At 41.7% G+C, this 18400-nt stretch carries 18 protein-coding genes; 2 read left to right on the forward strand and 16 right to left on the reverse strand.

Translation table 11 applies throughout. From position 1 onward, the window contains the following. Window positions 1-252: 252 nt before the first annotated feature. The 11 genes from nth to FZ941_RS07145 all read right to left on the reverse strand — a co-directional run bounded on the left by nth (window position 253) and on the right by FZ941_RS07145 (window position 12327). A complete protein-coding gene (gene nth, locus FZ941_RS07095) occupies window positions 253-882 on the reverse strand; it encodes an endonuclease III (RefSeq protein ID WP_148887362.1) in 630 nt (209 codons plus the stop codon). Window positions 883-959: 77 nt separating this feature from the next. Continuing rightward, entirely contained in the window at window positions 960-1442 is a 483-nt protein-coding gene (greA, locus tag FZ941_RS07100) for a transcription elongation factor GreA (protein WP_005592281.1), read from the reverse strand. Window positions 1443-1506: 64 nt separating this feature from the next. Next, on the reverse strand, window positions 1507-3276 hold the full coding sequence (mltG, locus tag FZ941_RS07105; protein WP_148887363.1) for an endolytic transglycosylase MltG: 1770 nt from the start codon (window positions 3274-3276) through the stop codon (window positions 1507-1509). Window positions 3277-3373: 97 nt separating this feature from the next. Further along, complete coding sequence (locus FZ941_RS07110; RefSeq protein WP_148887364.1) at window positions 3374-3871, reverse strand: GNAT family N-acetyltransferase; 498 nt, start codon at window positions 3869-3871, stop codon at window positions 3374-3376. Further along, window positions 3871-4383 carry a GNAT family N-acetyltransferase gene (locus FZ941_RS07115; protein WP_148887365.1) on the reverse strand — a complete coding sequence of 171 codons (513 nt, stop codon included), beginning with the start codon at window positions 4381-4383 and terminating at the stop codon, window positions 3871-3873. The genes FZ941_RS07110 and FZ941_RS07115 overlap by 1 nt, the downstream gene beginning before the upstream one ends. A gap of 11 nt (window positions 4384-4394) precedes the next feature. Continuing rightward, a complete protein-coding gene (murC, locus tag FZ941_RS07120) occupies window positions 4395-5729 on the reverse strand; it encodes a UDP-N-acetylmuramate--L-alanine ligase (protein WP_148887366.1) in 1335 nt (444 codons plus the stop codon). Window positions 5730-5761: 32 nt separating this feature from the next. Continuing rightward, the gene (locus tag FZ941_RS07125; protein ID WP_148887367.1) at window positions 5762-6433 is read right to left on the reverse strand and encodes a cystathionine gamma-synthase; all 672 of its coding nucleotides are present in this window, start codon (window positions 6431-6433) and stop codon (window positions 5762-5764) included. A gap of 32 nt (window positions 6434-6465) precedes the next feature. Then, window positions 6466-9588 (reverse strand): DEAD/DEAH box helicase, encoded by a 3123-nt coding sequence (locus tag FZ941_RS07130; protein ID WP_148887368.1) that lies wholly within the window; start codon window positions 9586-9588, stop codon window positions 6466-6468. A 151-nt stretch (window positions 9589-9739) separates the two neighbouring features. After that, entirely contained in the window at window positions 9740-10282 is a 543-nt protein-coding gene (hpf, locus tag FZ941_RS07135) for a ribosome hibernation-promoting factor, HPF/YfiA family (protein ID WP_148887369.1), read from the reverse strand. A gap of 81 nt (window positions 10283-10363) precedes the next feature. Continuing rightward, window positions 10364-11029, reverse strand: a complete 666-nt coding sequence (locus FZ941_RS07140; RefSeq protein WP_148887370.1) for a ComF family protein — start codon at window positions 11027-11029, stop codon at window positions 10364-10366. Continuing rightward, window positions 11026-12327 (reverse strand): DEAD/DEAH box helicase, encoded by a 1302-nt coding sequence (locus tag FZ941_RS07145; protein ID WP_148887371.1) that lies wholly within the window; start codon window positions 12325-12327, stop codon window positions 11026-11028. The genes FZ941_RS07140 and FZ941_RS07145 overlap by 4 nt, the downstream gene beginning before the upstream one ends. A gap of 56 nt (window positions 12328-12383) precedes the next feature. Here FZ941_RS07145 and FZ941_RS07150 point away from each other — a divergent pair, with 56 nt between their 5' ends. Then, entirely contained in the window at window positions 12384-13019 is a 636-nt protein-coding gene (locus tag FZ941_RS07150; RefSeq protein ID WP_125383382.1) for a YigZ family protein, read from the forward strand. 116 nt (window positions 13020-13135) lie between these two features. After that, on the forward strand, window positions 13136-14065 hold the full coding sequence (gene cysK / locus FZ941_RS07155) for a cysteine synthase A (protein ID WP_125383380.1): 930 nt from the start codon (window positions 13136-13138) through the stop codon (window positions 14063-14065). A 47-nt stretch (window positions 14066-14112) separates the two neighbouring features. On the opposite strand, the gene FZ941_RS07160 is transcribed toward cysK, so the two are convergent. Genes FZ941_RS07160 through liaF form a run of 5 tightly spaced genes read right to left on the reverse strand, consistent with a single transcriptional unit; the run spans window position 14113 to window position 18234 of the window. After that, window positions 14113-14475, reverse strand: coding sequence for a S1 RNA-binding domain-containing protein (locus FZ941_RS07160; protein WP_061910473.1), 363 nt, complete (start codon window positions 14473-14475; stop codon window positions 14113-14115). After that, window positions 14475-15875, reverse strand: a complete 1401-nt coding sequence (locus tag FZ941_RS07165) for a bifunctional Cof-type HAD-IIB family hydrolase/peptidylprolyl isomerase (RefSeq protein ID WP_148887372.1) — start codon at window positions 15873-15875, stop codon at window positions 14475-14477. The genes FZ941_RS07160 and FZ941_RS07165 overlap by 1 nt, the downstream gene beginning before the upstream one ends. 37 nt (window positions 15876-15912) lie before the next feature. Further along, on the reverse strand, window positions 15913-16545 hold the full coding sequence (locus FZ941_RS07170) for a response regulator transcription factor (RefSeq protein ID WP_061910469.1): 633 nt from the start codon (window positions 16543-16545) through the stop codon (window positions 15913-15915). Next, a complete protein-coding gene (locus FZ941_RS07175; RefSeq protein ID WP_148887373.1) occupies window positions 16523-17542 on the reverse strand; it encodes a sensor histidine kinase in 1020 nt (339 codons plus the stop codon). The genes FZ941_RS07170 and FZ941_RS07175 overlap by 23 nt, the downstream gene beginning before the upstream one ends. Beyond that, window positions 17539-18234, reverse strand: coding sequence for a cell wall-active antibiotics response protein LiaF (gene liaF, locus FZ941_RS07180; protein ID WP_045500900.1), 696 nt, complete (start codon window positions 18232-18234; stop codon window positions 17539-17541). The genes FZ941_RS07175 and liaF overlap by 4 nt, the downstream gene beginning before the upstream one ends. Between the last annotated feature and the right edge of the window lie 166 nt (window positions 18235-18400).

Consider the following 18400-nt stretch of genomic DNA (forward strand, 5'->3'; position numbering starts at 1 on the left):
TATCACCTATCCATCCCCTTGTCAACACTTTTTTTAAACTTTTTTATCTTTCTTACAATTTTATTTCCCACCACCTACAAAATCATTGATAAATCAACAACTAAAAGGGAAAGATTAACTCTCCCTTTTACTCTGTTCTTAGATAATTATCTCAGAAAAATCTGATAAGTATGCCTCCAAGTCGCGCAACAGTCTTTTACGTCCCTTAAAACGTTCGTCGCCTAGTAAAAATTTGTATCTTAAGACTCTATCTTAAACATGATCAAAATTGTAAAGTTGAGGATAGTGTTCGCACTCTGGATCTTTGGGGTGGCAAATAGCCCGACCAAAGTAGATCATAGCCTGATGGGCAGCTAGCCAGCGTTCAGGTGGAAGAACATCCATAACACGTTTTTCAACTTCTAAAGGAGTTGCTGACTTTTTGACAATATCGTGGTGTTTACAAATGCGTTCAACATGCGTATCAACGGCAAAAGCTGGAATACCAAACCCTACACTCATGACCACGTTAGCTGTCTTACGCCCCACCCCAGCTAAACTTTCTAATTCTTCCCGAGTCTGAGGCACTTGACCATTGAAATCGTCCAAGAGTTGCTGGGCACATTTTTTCAGAAATTTGGCCTTATTTCGATAAAGTCCTAAACGCGAAATGTGCTTGGCAATATCTGCCTCGGATGCTGCTGCCATAGCTTCTGGAGTAGGATAAGCTAAAAATAAATTCGGTGTAGCTTTATTAACTGCAGCATCTGTCGTTTGAGCGGATAACATGACTGCCACGAGTAGCTCAAAGTGATTTCTAAAATCTAAACTCGGTTTGGCATCAGGAAATAGGGCAATGATCTCCTCGATGACATGGCGTGCTCGTTTTTTTGATAAAACCATCAGTATACAATCTCCTTTGCTTGTTCTATATTATAGCATAAATTGATAAAGAAAAAGCCGAGCGTGCTCGACCTTTCTTAGACTGTTTTTTCAACTTTTAGGATTTTGACGTCATAACTGCCAACTGGTGTTTCTACTGTTGCAATATCACCGGTCTTCTTACCAATCAATGCTTGACCAATTGGGCTTTCATTTGAAACTTTTCCAGCAAAGGCATCCGCGCCAGCTGAACCAACGATAATGTATACTTCTTCTTCAGTTTCACCGACTTCTTGAATAGTAACAGTTTTACCGATGGCAACTTCATCTTTAGCAACTGAATCGCTATCAACAATCACAGCATAGCGAATTTTAGTCTCCAGACTTGAAATTTGTCCTTCAACGAAAGCCTGCTCATCCTTTGCTGCTTCATATTCACTATTTTCTGATAAATCTCCGTAAGAACGAGCAATTTTAATACGTTCTACTACTTCTGGACGTCGAACCAATTTCAATTCTTCTAATTCTTGTTCTAATTTTTCCTTTTCTACAAGGGTCATAGGATAAGTTTTTTCAGCCATTACTTTATTTTCTCTCTTCTTTCTATTTTTTGATAAAACAAAATTATGTGGAAAACCACATAATTTAGTTAGAACTTTCACCTGATTGGTTTAATTTGCTATTAACGTGTTCTTCCACATTCTTAGCGTGTTCTTCGTAGGTATTTGCAAAATATACAGCCCCTGTCTCCACGTTTGCTACAAAATACAAGTACTCTGTCTTACTTGGATTAATAGTAGCTTCGATAGCAGACAGGCTTGGACTATCTACTGGACCGGGCATCAAACCTTGCTTCTTGTACACATTATAAGGCGAGTCAAGATTTGTATCAATTTCAGCATCTTCTTTAAGAGTTGTCTTTTGACCAAGTTTTCCTTGAGCATAAAGAAGCGCAATATTGCTCTGAAGTGGCATAGCTTGGTTCAAACGATTATAAAAGACGCTCGCAATATCTTTGCGATCCTGATCAGTTGATCCCTCTTTTTCAACTAAAGAGGCGAGTGTTAAAACATCATTAACCGTCAGATTCTTAGACTCAATTGTTGGGTAATACTGCGATAGATTGGTATTCATAGCAGCCAACATTTGGTCAATCAGTTCTTCAACCGTGGTTTCTTTTCCATAATCATAAGTAGCTGGGAAAAGATAACCTTCAAGACGATATTTAACACCACTATCCTTGCTCGGCAAAGTTGCTAGAAGCTGCGGATATTTAGCTGCCATTTTTGCAATAAAATCTTCATCTTGAGCTTTATTTAGAAAATCTTCCTTGCTAAATGGTGTTTTAGTATTCTTGTTCGCAGTTTTTGCAGCATTGACAGTAGTTGCTTCGGCAATTTGCTCTAAGGTGTATCCTTCAGGAATTGTTATCTTGCCAAGAACTGGAGGCTGTGGTGTATCTGTCCCACCTTCTTGTAATTGCTTAGCAATCGTGTCTAAGTCCATACTCTTTTGAAGATTATAGTAACCAGATTGGAAATTACCATAACTTCTGATTTTTGAATAAAGATTAAAGACTTGAGCGTTCTTAATCAGGCCTTTCTTTTCTAAAATCTCTCCGATTTGTTTGGTGCTAGAACCGGCAGGAATTTCCACTGTCACATACTCTGTTGATTTGGCATCTACCGGTTTCAGCGCTGAAGAGACATAATTGTATCCTACAAAACCAGTAATACCAAGGCCCAATAGGAAAAGCACCAAGACTGTCATCACGATTCGATTGGCTAGGCCGTTTTTACGTTTTTTCTTTTTACTACTATTGGTACGATCTGCACGTGAACGTTTCTTTCCATGAGCAACGTCTCTACGACTTAGCGTTGGTTCTGCAGTAGAAAAGTCTTTTTTAGCTTCTCTTTCATCTGTAGTGTTTGAATCAGGTAACACTGTTTCTTTTATCTCATCTGCAACAGGCGCTACCTTTTCTTGATAAGCTTCCGAATGAGGCACAGAAGTTTGAACCTCTCCAGATTCTATACTTTCCTTCTTAGCAACATCAGCTTGCCCTGGCCCATCAACATTTGATGGAACTTCCGAAATCGTAGAATTACGGACTATATTTTCTAGCACATCTGCCTGAGTATGAACGGTAGGATCGCTTTGTCCCATTGGCTCTTCTACTTTGATCTTACTAGGTTCTTCCTCTACTGAAGTATCCTTCTCTAGAACCTCATGAGATTTTTCAACAGCAGAAACGAGAGATTCCAAGCTCTCCGCCAATTCCATTTCTTTACCTAAAAGAGGCTGCGCTTCTTCCTGAACTGAGTGATTTTGGGTACCATTGGCTGCTGCCAACTCATTCAAAATCTTCTCTTTAAAACTCAGCGTTTTTTCGTTATCCTGTGAATTTTCAGTCAAAAACTTGATCTCCTTCTTCATAATCCCTAACATTATATCTTAAAAGTCAGATAAATGCAATCATATCCGACTTTCAAAACTATATTATTCATGAAAATTATATCTGGGGATTTTCCCAAACCATATCAAACCATACTTCATCTGCATAAGTTGAGGACGAAGGTCCTTCATTGACGAAGCCATGCTTCTCATAATAGGCTATCAAATAATCATGGCAAGTGAGATTGATGCCGTGGCGTTCATCAGCAATCACAATTTCCTTCATAACTTTCAACAAGGCTTTTCCTACACCCAAGCCCTGTGCTTCTTTAGAAATAGATAGACTAGTCACAGAGATAAATCCGCCAGCCAGATAGCTATAATCTTCAATGTCCTCCGTAAAGGAAATATCTTTTAAATAACGTTCTGGTCGGACAGGACCTTCTAAATAGCCCAAAATCTTGCCATTTTTTTCTGCGACCAAAAAAGTTGAAGGAATCGTTTCAATGTGTTTTGCCAATATTTCACGACTAATAGCCTCTTCTGGACTGAAATTTTCCAATTCGATCGCATAAATGGCATCTAAGTCAGCCATTTGAGCTTGACGAATAATCATCACTTCTCCTTAAAATTAGGATTTTGCCATACCATATTTGACCAGATAGTCCCACCGTGAGTTGAGTCAGAAATCCCTTCATGGACGAAACCATTCATCTCAAAATAAGGTATCAGCTCATCATGACAGGTAAGGCTAATGCCCTGCCGATGTTCCTGAACAGCTGTCTCCTTGAGAGCTGCAAGCAACAAAGTTCCGACCCCCTGCCTCTGAAAATCAGAATGGACGGACAGACTTTGGACGACAATGAAGCCACCTTCTGGAGGATTGGCACTCACTTTGCTGAAAAGGTCATCCTTCAGATATCGAGCTGGAACAGCCGGCCCAACAATATAGCCCACCAGCTGACCATGCAGCTCTGCCAGCAAAAAAGTATCCGAGATGCGTTCAATCCGCTCTTTGATAACTTCTGCACCGACTGCTTCTGCTGCTGGAGAATTCAGCTGCTCGATTGCAAGAATTTCTTCCCAGTCGCTCAATTCAGCCTGTCTAATTCGAATTGGCGCTTCCATCCAGTCGCCTCCTACTGAACGTTGCTGGTCAGATTGGACAAGAGACGTTCAAAGGAATATTCATAGGTCTGGATGTCCCCAGCTCCCATAAAGACATAAACGGCATTATCGTGGTCAAGAAGCGGAGAAACATTGTCCACATCAATAACCTTGGCCCGTTTCACAATCTTTTCAGCCAAATCTTCGACCTTAACATCGCCTTTGTCCACCTCACGCGCAGATCCGTAAATCTGAGCCAAATAGACTGAGTCAGCCTGATTGAGGGCTCCCGCAAATTCGTCCAAGAGAGCAATAGTCCGAGTGAAGGTGTGTGGCTGGAAGATGGCCACAATTTCCTTGCTTGGATACTTCTGACGAGCTGCATCCAAAGTCGCGATAATTTCCGTTGGATGATGGGCAAAGTCATCAATGATAACTGTGTCGTTAACAATCTTTTCAGTAAAGCGGCGCTTAACTCCACCAAAGGTCTTGAGATGTTCCCTTACTAGATTCAAATCAATGCCTGCAATGTAGAGGAGACCGATGACCGCTGTCGCATTCATAATGTTGTGACGGCCAAAGCTTGGAATCTGGAACTCACCCAGCTCTTGCCCGCGGAAGGAAACTTTAAAGCCTGAACCACTTGTAGAGCGCAAGAGATCGTGAGCGACAAAGTCATTGCCTTCTTCCTTGAAGCCATAGTAATAAATCGGTGCATTTGAAGTAATGCGGCGTAGTTGCTCGTCTTCTCCATAAACGAAGAGCCCTTTAGTAATCTGCTTAGCATAATCATTGAAAGCATTAAAGACATCTTCCAAGCTTGTGAAATAATCTGGATGGTCAAAGTCAATATTGGTGATAATCGAATATTCCGGATGATAAGGCATAAAATGACGCTCGTACTCGTCTGATTCAAAGACAAAATACTTGGCATTAGCAGAACCGCGGCCTGTACCATCCCCAATTAGATAGCTAGTATCTGTGATATTAGACAGAACATGAGAAAGAATACCCGTTGTAGAAGTTTTCCCGTGGGCACCAGCCACTCCTAAGCTAACAAAGTCACGCATAAAGCTACCCAAAAATTCATGGTAGCGTTTGTAACTGATACCATTGGCATCTGCATAGGCAATTTCCACATTGTTATCTGGTCGGAAGGCATTACCGGCAATAATTTCAAAATCTGACTGGAGATTTTTCTCATCGAAAGGCAAAATGGGAATACCAGCCTGCTCTAGACCACGCTGAGTGAAATAATATTTATCAACATCGCTTCCCTGAACCTTATGGCCCATCTGATGCAACATCAAAGCCAAAGCGCTCATACCTGAGCCCTTAATTCCGATAAAATGATAGGTTTTCGTCATGATTACTCCTTAAATCTTAAACAACTGAAGCCTTATTGCCCTTGGGCATCTGAACTCAACTTGGTGATGTCCAATTCCTGTGCTTTTTTATGCTTATTGTGTTTTTCTCGCTTATTGCCTTTGTTATAGACTTGGCTGGTTTTGAGAAAATCGTAGTTATTCTTTTTCTTTTTTTCTTGATTAGCTGGCGCTTCTACAATAGCTTGAGGCTGAATATCCGCTAGTATGTAGCTATCTTGCTTGAGCTTGTTACTAAACTTCGTTAGCTCACCTGAATTTTCCTTTTGGAAAGGGGCCGTTGGTTTAACTGGATTTCCCTCAAAAGAAGGTGCCACTTTCCGACTACGAACCTTATTCGGGAGCTTGCTCGTCAAATAAGCAGCCGAACGTTTTTTCCTCAGATCAGCCCGAGCTTCCTCTCGTGCTTGCTCAGCATAGCGAATAGCTGGATCTTTCTTATCAATCGGCTTTTTAAAGTCCGTAACTGGAGCTTGCTTCTTTCTAGCTTTATTTACATTTTGACTAGAAGCAGCATGAGCAGGATTTTCTGGCTTAGCAATCGGCATCCATTCTAAATAATTACGGTCTTGGTAGTCACCTTTAATGTTGCTAATCAGATCCAACTCATCGTACAAATTCATGTGCGGCATTTCTGTCAACATGATTTCGTCATCAGCGATTATAGGAAATTTGGTATTTGTCATAGCATATCCTTTCAACTCTTCATTATTATAAACTATTCAAACTTTTTTTCAAGCGATTCTGGTGAAATTCCGAGAATTTCTCGAATTTCTTCCATCGAAAGACTGGAGCGAGACTCTGCCCCGTCCAGAATCGTTGAAACCAGATTTCGTTTAGTCTCCTGTAATTCCTGAATTTTTTCTTCTATAGTCCCCCGTGTAATCATACGATAAACTTTTACATTCCGTTCCTGCCCGATACGATGAGCCCGACCAATAGCTTGGGCTTCTACTGCAGGATTCCACCAAAGATCCACTAAAATAACAGTATTTGCACCAGTTAGATTGAGACCGACACCGCCAGCTTTAAGAGAAATCAGGAAGGCTGATCTTTCTCCTTGATTAAAGGCTTTGGTCATCTCCTGGCGTTCTTTTGCTGGAGTTGAGCCTGTGATTTTGAAGGACTCCATTCCCATCTGACTCAGTTCTTGCTCAATAATATCCAGCATGCCACGGAATTGCGAAAATATCAGAACACGATGATCACCGTCTTGGATCTGCTCTAACAGCTCCCGCAAACTTTCCAGCTTGCCACTTTCTCCATTGTAATCCTCCATGAATAACTTGGGAGTGTCACAAATTTGACGGAGTCGCATAAGACCAGACAAGATTTCAATTTTGCTACGATTGATTTCTTCCTCCGTTGCATGAAGGATTCGCTCCTGCATTTGCTTGAGCAGGGCTAGATAAATCGTTTTCTGGCTGTCTGCGAGTTCATTTCGGTAAGAAACCTCAATCAAATCAGGAAGTTCCTGCAAGACTTCTTCTTTTTTGCGCCTCATAACAAAGGGTTTGATATAACGTGCAACTGTTTCTGCCGACATCTTCAAAAAAGCTTTCTTGCTCGGTAATAAGCCCGGAAGGACGATCTGGAAAATAGACCAAAGTTCACCTAGATGATTTTCAATCGGCGTCCCAGACAAGGCATAAGTCCGCTCCACCTCAAAAGCCCTCAGATATTGAGCAATCTTGCTCTGGTCATTTTTCATGACCTGTGCTTCGTCCAATATCAAATAATCAAAATGAAGCCCCTGATACTCCTTAACATCTTGTCTGAAAGAAGCATAACTGGTAATGGTAATCTGATGATCTTCTGCAATCACAGCATCTCGGACATTTTTCAGTCCATACACAACGGCTACATCCAAGTCTGGAGCAAATTTGGCAAACTCATCACTCCAGTTGTAAATCAGGCTGGATGGCGCCAAAATCAAAACTTTCTTAGACTTGGTCAAATGAGCAGTCAAGAAAGAAATGGTCTGAAGAGTCTTTCCCAAGCCCATGTCATCGGCTAGAATACCGCCAAATCCATATTTATTCAGCATGGATAGCCATTTTACACCCGTTTCTTGATAATCTCGAAGCTCTGCCTGAACATTCAGCTTAGGAAGAGGAAAATCCTCAGGGTGGGTTAAATCATAAGCCAGCTGGCGAAAATCCTGCGACAAGTTAACTCTTTCCTGATCTTTGAACAATTCAGAGAGTTGATAAGCAGCCAAGCTATGCGTTTGGATGATCCCATTTTTAGAATGTTTGCTTCGCAATTGTTGCAAAGTCTGGCTGATTCGCTTACTATTCTCATCAAAAATCACAACCTGACCCGTCTTGCTGATAAAGTAATCCCTTTGGCTCATCAGCGAATCTAGGACATCATCTACCTCAGACTGATCGATACCAGTAAAGTCAAAGCCGATATCCAAGAGCCCACCATTCATACTGATGGAAACTTTCGGAGGTGCTGTTTGTGATAGACTCTGCAGCTCATCTGATAAGTAGACATTGCCCAATGCTCCAAAGCGTGGAATCAAGACAGAGAAGAAACGGTAAATTTCTTCAGGCCGTAACGGCGCACGCTGGCTAGTAAACTCATCTGCAAAACCTGCTTCCAGCATTGCTTTAAAAACTTGCTGTTCTCGCTCAAAATTGCTGGCAAAAGGTAGGTTTCTCAGCTCTTCTCGGCTGGTTACGGTCTGACTGCCATAATCAAAGACAATATCCAGCAATACTTGCTTGTCCGCTCCCAAATTAAAATTGAAATCCACGGTAAAGTCATGAATGAGCAGGCGCTCAGGCGCTGTCACACGGCCAATTTTTTTGAATTCAAGCAGATTCACTGCTAGTTTGGACTGCTCAGATACATCAAATTGCAGGCGCTTAACGCGCTCCTGCTCTATCGGCAATTCTTGTAAAGCCTTAATTAATTTGGTCTGCCAAGCTGTCAATTGATAGAAGGTCTGATTATGAAAGATAAATTGCCCCCCATAGAGCATCTTATAATTCTTTTCAGATATCAGCAACTCAAAATGGTTTTCCTGCTCTTGCACTTCAAACTGATAAATCTCCGCCTCTTCATGCAAGTCTTGGAAAAAGACCTCAGCATAATCATAAAAGCTATATTCCAAACGAAAGGAAGCGAGATTCATCAAGCGAGTCACGCCTTCCTCAAAAAGACTAGCTGGAAAATAGAGGTGCCGCCCAGCATTGGGAAAGACCAACGAAGAGTCCTGCCCCTTATAATCCGTCACCAATCCTCGTAAAAATTCTAGTAGGTCTTGACTAGCTTCATCAAAATTCTCCATTCGAATAGGCTCATAGTAGTTCTTACCGATTTGATAATGCCCACCCTTGCCCAAGGTTCTCAAAAAGGACAAAATATCACGCACCACATAAGAACGCTCATCTGGCAGTCGACGGACCCGCAGACTCCATAAGAATTGTCCTGTGTAAGTATCTTCTTGGCCGGTCGCCAATAGCTCATAGCGGATTTGTTGACTGGATTTATCTAGCAAAATCTTATCCAAAAAAAGGCTACCAAAAGAAACCAACTTCTGGGCTTCCTGACTGGAAGACTCCTTTTCTGTCATTTTTGCTAGCAGGTCTTTACCCGCCGGATCATTTTTCAAAAAATATTCCAAAGCAGCCAGATGGGCACAGTACTTCTTCTTTTGAAAAAAATCACAGGAACAGAAAACCGCCTCATCATCTAGACTATAACGTAGATTGTACTGATCCACGCGCGTGTATAAAAAGGAATCCCTAACTTCAAGAATTTCAACTTTTTTGCTGTCACAGAGGGCAATTCCTTCCGTTCGAATTTTACCAGGAATTAATTTAGCCATACCTACCACCTAACATTTATCCCTTTATTATACCATAGGACAGCTATAAAAACGAAATAGAATTTCTTTATTTGTAAACATTCTTTGAAGTAGAATGAGCGAGAGCTTTCCCTACAACAAAAAGCCATCCAAATTGGACAGCTCTTTTACATTATTTTACTTCTAACAAGCCGATATCTCCATCTTCACGACGATAGATAACATTCGTTGTATTATCTTCAACATCTGTGTAGATGAAGAAGTCATGTCCCAACAAATCCATTTGCAAAATAGCTTCATCTAGATCCATTGGTTTCAAGTCAATTTGCTTAGAACGTACTACTTTAGAAGATGCTGCATCAGCTTCTTCTACTAGAGCATCAGTGAACAACTGGCTAGTTGCAACCTTGTTCCGATTTTTCTTTTCAATCTTTGTCTTATTCTTACGAATCTGACGTTCAATTTTATCGATAACTAGGTCGATAGATCCGTACATATCTTGCGAAACATCTTCTGCCCGAAGGGTAATAGAACCAAGGGGAATCGTTACTTCGACTTTCGCCGTCTTTTCCCGGTACACTTTCAGATTTACCCGTGCATCAAGTTCTTGCTCTGCTTGGAAATACTTCTCAATCTTCTCAAGTTTAGAAACTACGTAGTCACGGAGAGCATCAGTTACTTCTAGGTTTTCACCACGGATACTATATTTAAGCATATAAGTACCTTCTTTCTAAACATAAATGTTTTATTTACAATATCATTATAACGCTTTCATTTCTTTTTTGCAAATATTTTCTTATCTTGCGAGTGAAAATGTCAAAACTTCTTTCACACCTGCTTCCAGCAATAATTCTCGAGCCAATTGTAAGGTTTTTCCAGTCGTATACACATCGTCTATCAGTAGAATTTTTTCTGGCAGTAAGACATCTTTTGCCAATGTAAAACATTGCTGGCTTTTTAAACGTTCCTCGCGATTTTTACTGGATTGGGCAAGCACATCCTGCTTTTCAAGCAAATGTTGATAAGGCAAACCAGCAGCTTGCAGGAAGCCTTCTACCTGATTAAAACCTCGACTTTGGTATTTTTCAGAGCTGACCGGAATAGGAACCAGAGTATATTGTTTGAAGTTTCTGAGACTTTTTTTAAGAACTTCCGCAAACACAAATCTCAGAAGATAATCCCCTTGAAATTTGTATTTGCTAAAGAAATCCTTCATCAAGTCATTATAAAGAAAACAGGCCTGATGCTGAACTACATAGCCTTGCGCTTCCCAGGTTTGACAATCCGAGCAAACTTCCTCTTCCCCATCCTTCCAGCAGCGCGGGCAATGGATAGAGGAAATCGCTTCAAATCCTGCTCGACAATGGTTACAAATTGTATTTTGCTCTTTTTGTAATAAAATCAAGGAAGAAAAAGTCCTATTTTCTTCTACTGCCTGGCAGCATAACAGGCAATTTCTCATAGGCCAGCCTCCTTGTTCATCAGTTTGATTTCACGAATCGCTTTTTCGATTGAACGTGTAGTGCCGTCGTGAAAGAAGAATAAATCTCCCGTCGGTCTATCCATACTACGTCCCACCCGACCAGAAATCTGCACCAAGGCACTACGGCTAAAGAGACGATGGTTGGCTTCCAGAACAAAGACATCTACACAGGGAAAGGTCACACCACGCTCTAAGATGGTAGTTGTGACCAAAATGGTAATTTCTCGCTTGCGAAACTCTTCAACGATTTCTAAACGATTTTCAGTTGTTGAAGCTACAAAACCGACTCTTTCCGCTGGAAAATTCTCCTCTAAAATTTGCGCAAATTCCTGACCTCTTTTAATTTCCGAGGCAAAGATCAGCAAAGGAAAGCCTGTTTTTCTCTGTCTCTCGATATATTTTTTCAGTTTAGGCGGCACTTTCTTTTTCGCTAGATACTTTTGAAAATCTGCCAGCCAAACTTTTTGGGGCACAATCAAAGGATTGCCATGGAAGCGCCGAGGAAGACTAAGTCGTTTTAATTCTCCTTTTTGGACTTTTTTATCCAGCTCATCCGTCGAAGTGGCAGTTAAGAAAATCGTCGTTCCCTCCTCCTTGACTGACTGCTCCACGGCATGGTAGAGCACAGGATTGTCCACATAAGGAAAAGCATCTACCTCGTCCACGATCAGCAAATCAAAGGCTCGATAAAATTTGAGGAGCTGATGGGTAGTAGCAATGACCAAGGGACTGCGAAAATAGGGCTCAGATTCGCCATGCAAAAGTGAAATGGGGCAAGCAAAATCCATCTTGAGCCGGCGATAAAGCTCCAAACAGACATCAATCCGAGGGCTGGCTAGACAAACGGCACCTCCATGATCAATCACTTCTGCAATCACCTGATAAATCATCTCCGTTTTGCCCGCCCCAGTCACTGCATGGACTAGGCTATTCTGCTTTTTAGCAACTGAGTCTAAGAGTCCCTGAGAAACTTTCGCTTGAAAGGCTGTCAATTGTCCCCGCCACTTGAGTACCTGATTTTCTGGAAAGTCTTCCTGCGGAAAATAATAGAGCTGCTGGTCACTCCGAACTCGCCCCAAAATCAAGCACTCCCTACAATAGTAGGCATTAACTGGCAGCTGATGATGCTCTTTGTCCACTTGAGTGCCACAGCGGCCGCAAAATAACTTTCTCCTTTCCTCTCGCATACTGGGTATCAGCTGAGCCTGCATACGCAGTTCAGGACTGAGCTGATCTTCTGTAAATATTCTACCTAGGCAATCATTTCTTTCTAACATACTTTTTTATTCGTAAAACTTTTGGAAAAATCTATTTTTTTGTATACAATAAAACTATGGAATATAGAACAATTAGACAAGACGGCCAAGCCCAAGAAGAAATTAAAAAATCCCGTTTCATTTGCCATGCCAAGCGCGTTTACTCAGAAGAGGAAGCTAGAGATTTTATTGCAGCCATCAAAAAAGAGCATTATAAAGCCACTCATAATTGCTCTGCTTTTATTGTCGGAGAAAAAAGTGAGATCAAACGAACCAGTGATGACGGTGAGCCCAGCGGTACAGCGGGCGTTCCTATGCTCGGTGTCATGGAGAATCACCAACTGACCAATGTCTGCTTTGTGGTCACGCGCTATTTTGGCGGGATCAAACTAGGAGCTGGTGGACTCATTCGGGCTTATGCAGGCAGCGTCGCTTTGGCAATCAAAGAAATAGGTCTGATCGAAATCAAGGAACAGGCGGGCTTGCGCCTTAAAATGTCTTACAGCCAGTACCAAAACTTCGATAACTTTTTAAAAGCTGAGGATCTGATCGAATTCGACACAGAATTCACAGATCTAGTTGCCACAACCATTTATATCGACAAGCAGGAAAAAGAACCGCTAGAGCAGAAATTAATCGAGTTTTTCAATGGCAAAATCCAAATTGATGATCAAGGTTTGCGCGAGGTTGAAATTCCTTTAACAGTTGAATAATCTTAACAGCTAGGCCTAGTGATAAAGAATTTTTATCGTGGTCATAGCTTTTTTATATTTTACAAAGTGCCACTTTCAGCTTATACTAGTCTCATTAAAGTATTGAGGTAGAAAAAATGGCAAACATTTATCAAAATATCACAGAATTAGTTGGAAGAACGCCAATTGTTAAACTAAATAATATCGTTCCTGAAGGAGCAGCTGAGGTTTATGTCAAGTTAGAAGCCTTCAACCCTGGTTCTTCTGTCAAAGACCGGATTGCTCTCAGCATGATTGAAGCCGCTGAACGCGATGGCCTTATCAAGCCCGGCGATACCATCGTTGAAGCAACCAGCGGAAATACTGGTATTGGCCTTTCATGGGTTGGAGCAGCCAAAGGCTACAAGGTTGTCATTGTGATGCCAGAAACCATGAGTGTGGAGCGCCGCAAGATTATTCAAGCCTATGGAGCAGAGCTAGTTTTGACTCCAGGTAGCGAAGGAATGAAGGGCGCTATCGCCAAGGCAGAAGAAATTGCTCAAGAGCGCAAAGGCTGGTTGCCGCTACAATTTAACAACCCAGCCAATCCAGAAGTTCACGAACGAACAACAGGAGCGGAAATTGTCGCTGCTTTCGGTGAAACTGGACTGGATGCTTTTGTCGGTGGTGTCGGAACTGGTGGGACTATCTCTGGTGTCTCTCATGCTCTTAAAAAAGCGAATCCAAATGTCCAAATCTATGCGGTTGAAGCAGACGAATCTGCTATCCTTTCTGGTGAGAAACCAGGTCCTCACAAAATCCAAGGACTTTCAGCTGGATTCATTCCAGAGACCTTGGATACAGAAGCTTACGATGGCATTGTCCGCGTGACTTCTGATCAAGCGCTAGAGTTAGGACGCCACATTGGTGGTCAGGAAGGTTTCCTAGTCGGAATTTCATCTGCTGCGGCTATTTTTGCAGCCATTGAAGTCGCTAAAAAACTAGGAGCTGGCAAGAAAGTCCTTGCCCTAGCACCTGATAATGGTGAACGTTACCTATCTACCGCTCTCTACGAATTTGACGCTTAATCGTGAAAAGAGTTAACAAAATTCCTACCCGTTTGGGTAGGAATTTTTTACTCTTTTTGTTCTTTCAGAAAAGCCTTGGCTTCCTTTATCCAGATTGGCAATTGCTTACCTAAGGGCGCAAATCCAATTTTACAACGATCATTTGAAAAGCGATGCCGTCTCGGTAAACGATGCTTTTCTTCCTCTAAAGTCCGCATTGACAGGCTGGCCTTACCAGAAAACTCATCATAATCCACCACCTGGACGAGAACCTGATCCCCGATTTTTAAAATATCGTGAATATTGTCAATATAGCCCGTCCGAATCTCAGAAATATGAATGAGCCCGATCAGACCGCTTTCTAGTTCAACAAAGGCACCGTAGGGCTGAATTCCCGTAATTTTACCCTTTAACTTATCTCCGATTTTCATTAGTCTATAACCTCAATCGTCTCAATAACAACATCCTCAAGCGGTTTATCCATTGAAGCTGTCTCAACTGCTGCGATTTTGTCCAAAACTTCATAAGAAGCCTCATCTACTAACTGGCCAAACACAGTATGTCGACGGTCCAAATGCGGGGTCCCACCCTTACTAGCATAGATTTCAGCAATTGGCTCAGGCCATCCTCCCCGAGTCAATTCCTTAGTTGAATAAGGAAGACTGCTATTTTGGACAATAAAGAACTGACTGCCATTGGTATTTGGACCAGCATTCGCCATTGACAGAGCGCCACGGATATTATAAAGTTCAGGTGAAAACTCGTCTTCAAAGCGTTCACCGTAGATGGACTCTCCACCCATGCCAGTACCTGTCGGATCGCCACCTTGAATCATAAAATCTTTGATAACTCGATGGAAGATTACTCCGTCATAGTAGCCATCCTTAGATAAGGCGATAAAGTTTGCAACTGTTTTGGGCGCTTGCTCTGGAAAGAGTTGAATCTTCAACTCACCATGGTTTGTCTTGATCTTTGCCACTGGTCCTGCAAGCTCGTCAAGATGAAGCTGTGGGAAGGTCAATTCTTTCTCCACCATGCCCAATTGCTCCAAAGCATCAAAAATGCCGTCTTCTTCGACCCTTTTTGTGACGAAATCAGCTTTTTTCTGTAGCTCTTCATCGGAAACTCCCATAGCAATGCTGAGTCCTGCATAGTCAAACAACTCTAAATCATTGAGTCCGTCGCCAAAAACTAAAACATTTTCTGGTTTGAAACCGAGGTGCTCCACGACCTTGGCAACGCCAGCTGCCTTTGAACCTTCTTTCGGTACGACATCCGATGAATGCTCATGCCAACGTACCATACGGAGAGACTTGGCCAAATCTTCTGGCAACTGCAAATTGTCACCTACATCCTCAAAAGTCCACATTTGATAGATTTCATGATCTTGGTAAAAATCAGGATTGACAGCCAGATCTGGATAAATGATATCAATCGCTGACGAAATCATCGGATTGCGAACAGACAAAGCCGCTTCGTGACTGCCTACCAAACCGTACTCAATGCCCACTTCCTTGGTCCAAGAAATATAGGATTCCACGCACTCTTGCGGAATGACCGTTTTCGCAATAACTTCGCCCTTTCTATTTTCAACATAAGCCCCATTCAAGGTAACAAAAAAATCAGGATCCAAGGCACGAATTTCTGGAACAACTCCAAAAATGCCACGACCAGAAGCAATTCCTGTCAGAATTCCCTTTTCTCTCAGCTGCTTAAATACATCTTTGATCGACTCTGGGATGAAGCCCGTTTCCTTGACCCGCAAGGTATCGTCGATATCAAAGAAAATAATCTTAATTTTTTTCGCCTTATATTTTAATTTTGCCTTCATATTTTCCTCTTTCAATTTAATCTTTTCTATTATATCATTAAAAATCGTCTTGCGGAACAAGGTGATGCTGAAAAGCGTAGACGACTGCTTGAGTTCGATCGCTCACTTCCAGCTTAGACAAAATATTGGACACATGCGTCTTGACCGTTTTCAAGGAAATAAAGAGCTCATCAGCAATCCTCTGGTTTTCATATCCCTTGGCTAGAAGGCCCAAAATATCCCGCTCTCGCGCAGTTAAATCCTCATAAAGCTCTATGTGATTTCGATGGTATTCGACCTTCTTGCTGACTTCTGTTTCAATGGCAAATTCACCCTTTGCAACCTTTCTTACGGCGTGGAGAATTTCATCCGCACTGGAAGTCTTCAACATATAGCCACGGGCACCAGCATCCAACACTGGATAGATTTTTTCATTGTCCAGATAGGAGGTCAAAATCAAAATCTTTGCCTCTGGCCATTCTTTCAAGATAGCCAAGGTGGCATCAATGCCGCTCATCTCCGGCATAACGATATCCATCATAATCACATCTGGACGGCTTTCCAGAGCCTTTTCGACACCTTCTCTACCATTGGTAGCCTCTGTCACCTCTTCAATATCGTCCTGTAATTCAAAAAAGCTTTTCAAGCCCAATCTGACCATTTGATGATCATCCACTAGTAATATTCTCATCCTTTTCCCCTTCTAACAATGGAACTCTGATTTCGATAGAAACTCCTTTTTTGGGAGCCGTTAGAATCTTCAAAGTCCCAGCCATATCATGCACTCGATCTTCGATATTTTTCAAACCATAACTCACGTCAGCCAAACTAGCTGGATCAAAGCCGATTCCGTCATCAGAAACCTTGAGCTTGAGCCTATTTGACGTCTGATATAGATAGATGTCCAGACGACTGGCCTGAGCATGACGCAAGGTATTATTGATTATTTCTTGGATAATCCTAAAAATGTGCTCCTCTACCTGCTTGGGTAGGCTGACCACCTCATGCTTAAACTGGACAGTCAAGTCCGACTTATCTGTCAATTCTTTGATTAATACATTCATGCCCTCTACCAAGGTCCGATTTTCCAACTCTGTCGGACGTAAATGTAAGAGCAAGATCCGCAAATCTTTTTGCGCTGTATCTAGAATATCCGCGATTCCCTTTAACTGCTGCTGGAGATTATCTTTATCCAGACGCTCCACATTCCCAGCAACGCCTGAGAGAATCATATTAGCAGCAAATAACTCCTGACTGACCGTATCATGCAAGTCGCGAGCAATCCGCCTGCGTTCTTTTTCGATAATCTTCTCTTCCGCCTGCAAGGCCTGATTCTCAGATTTCTGCAAATTTTCGGTTAGACTATCTAACTTTTCTTTTAAGCGGAGGAGAGAATCGTCCAATTCTGTCTGACCGATTTCTTGTATGCCCCTACCTTCTAAAATAGCTTTTAAATTCTTTTGAACTTGAGAAAGAGACAGGTGCTGAAGGAAGTGCGCAGCAGCAGCCAAGAAAATAGTCAGCGCTAAGCCCAAAACCAGAACAAAAAAGGCAAAGGACTGGAGCAGTTCCAGATTATTCAGAAGCTTTTGCCATTCTAAATTAAAAAGATTAAAAATGTAATGAAAGATAATCCCTAAAACAAAGAAAGTATAGAGGAAAATGACCAAATAACTTGTTTTTTTCACTTTCTAACAACCTCCACATTTCCTAAAAAGCTGACCAAGACAATTTTTACAGTTTTGCTGGCACGCTTATAGTCAGGCGTCGTCAACGAAATCGTTTCATTACGTAGCTTGCGTGGCGGATGATTTAAAAAATTCAAGTCTCCGTATAGGGTATTGATCTGAAGCTGGATTTCTACATCTAAAGGAATGACAATCTTGGTATCCCCAAAGCCCTTACGAATCACAATCACATTATCATGATTGACCACGATGACATCCTCTAAATGAATGGTATCCTTTCCCATCATTCTTAAGAGATTAATATCATGAAACTGGCAGTCATCCTTTGAGAAATGCTGTAAATCTCCCAACCAACGATTTTTTTCAGCTCGAACCTCGGTCGCATCCTCAAAGAAAAGATGGGTCTCTTGATTTTCTTTGTAAAGATAAGGATAGGCCACAATCATGCCGTAAATCAAGGCGAAAAGGACAGCGGCAATAACATAAGGATTGAGCATGACAATGAAAAAGAAGACAATCATGGTCGCAACTAATAGCGAATTGCCTCTCTGCTTGCCGAAATAATAATATAAAAACAAGAGAAATAGCAGCATGATGAGAACAACACGCGAAAAATCGGCAGCCAGCATGGTAACCAGCGCCATTGATAATAGGATCGCTTCAACAAAGATGAATAATTGAACTTTCCACATAGCTATTCCCTTCCTTACATCTCTATTGTAACAAAATTAAGTAAAAAAACCTCCGTCTGAGGCATGAAATAAAAAGATTATCCTATCTTTAGCAGCAGCTCCTTTAGGTGCTAGACTTCTTTGTACTTCTCCTCTAAAAAGCAAAAAACCGCTTTAAATGCTGTTT

The organism is Streptococcus sp. Marseille-P6264, from assembly GCF_902460355.1.
Taxonomy (GTDB): Bacteria; Bacillota; Bacilli; order Lactobacillales; family Streptococcaceae; genus Streptococcus.